Source organism: Bradyrhizobium sp. MI1.7 (assembly GCF_055811795.1).
Window position 1 is genome coordinate 1 of sequence record NZ_JBVVPO010000214.1, and the last position, 1,009, is coordinate 1,009.

Genomic DNA, 1,009 nt, shown 5'->3' on the forward strand with positions numbered 1-1,009 from the left:
GCGCCGATCGGCGCCTTACAACGTTCATCGCAACCTCCAACCTCCGAGTGTTGCGACGACCGTTTGAATCCGCCCTGTGATCCACGATCGGAATGATGCACGCAGCCGGGAGGTGGTTTGCGGCCTTCGATCGCGGCGGCCAGGGCCGCGAGCGTCAGCCGGGCGTCGATCGAGCGGCTGATGGCGTATCCGACCACTCGTCGTGACCAGGCATCCAAGATGACGGCGACATAGACAAAGCCGCCGGCGATGGCGACATATGTGATATCGGCCACCCAGAGTTGGTCGGTACCGGTGGGAGTGATGTCGGTGGCGAGATTCGGGAAGGTCGGCTGACCGTGATCGCTGTCTGTTGTCACCATGAAGCGGCGACGTAATCTCGGCTGAAGGTCATGCTCACGCATCAGGCGGCGGATCTTCTTGTGATTAACGATCAGGCCCTGCTGGCGAAGCGCAGCCTGGACGCGACGCCAGCCATAGTGCTCGAACTCGTCGCAGATAGTGGCGATCGCCTCAACGATCGCAGTATCATCGGCCGCCTTCTCAGAGCGGTCATAGTAAGTCGAGCGCGCAATCCCCATCAGCCGACATCCTTCCGTGACGGAGAGGCCGCGGGGCCGGTGATCGCGGATGTAGGCTCGCTTCTCCTCCGCGGTCGTGCATGCAGAGCCCCCTTTAGAAACTCGAGCTCCAGGGCCTGTTTCCCGACCAGCCTCTCGAGGGCGGCAATTCGCGCCTCATAATCCTGGAGAAGATCGGCCGCCGCCAAATCTTCATCGAGAGCGCCTGCCTGAAACTTCTCGACCCAGATCCGGATCAGATTGCGGGAGATGTCATGCCGCTTCGCGAGCCCGTGCAGCGTCTCGCCGCTCAGATACTCTTGCGACACCTGCCGTTTGAACTCGACGCTGTGGGTTCGGTGCTTTGCCATGGGCCTTCATCCTCTGAAAGCCCGGCCGTCCGGTCAATTACTGAAAGCCAACCTGTCCCCCCTGGAGGGCCCACTCCA

General features: G+C 61.6%; 2 protein-coding genes. Both read right to left on the reverse strand.

Translation table 11 applies throughout. The features are described from left to right. Positions 1-632, reverse strand: a 632-nt coding sequence (locus AC0L3X_RS47175; RefSeq protein WP_473317614.1) for an IS3 family transposase, incomplete at its 3' end; no start/stop codon positions are given. Next, positions 581-931 (reverse strand): transposase, encoded by a 351-nt coding sequence (locus AC0L3X_RS47180; RefSeq protein WP_063981905.1) that lies wholly within the window; start codon positions 929-931, stop codon positions 581-583. The genes AC0L3X_RS47175 and AC0L3X_RS47180, both read right to left, overlap by 52 nt. Positions 932-1,009: the final 78 nt, after the last annotated feature.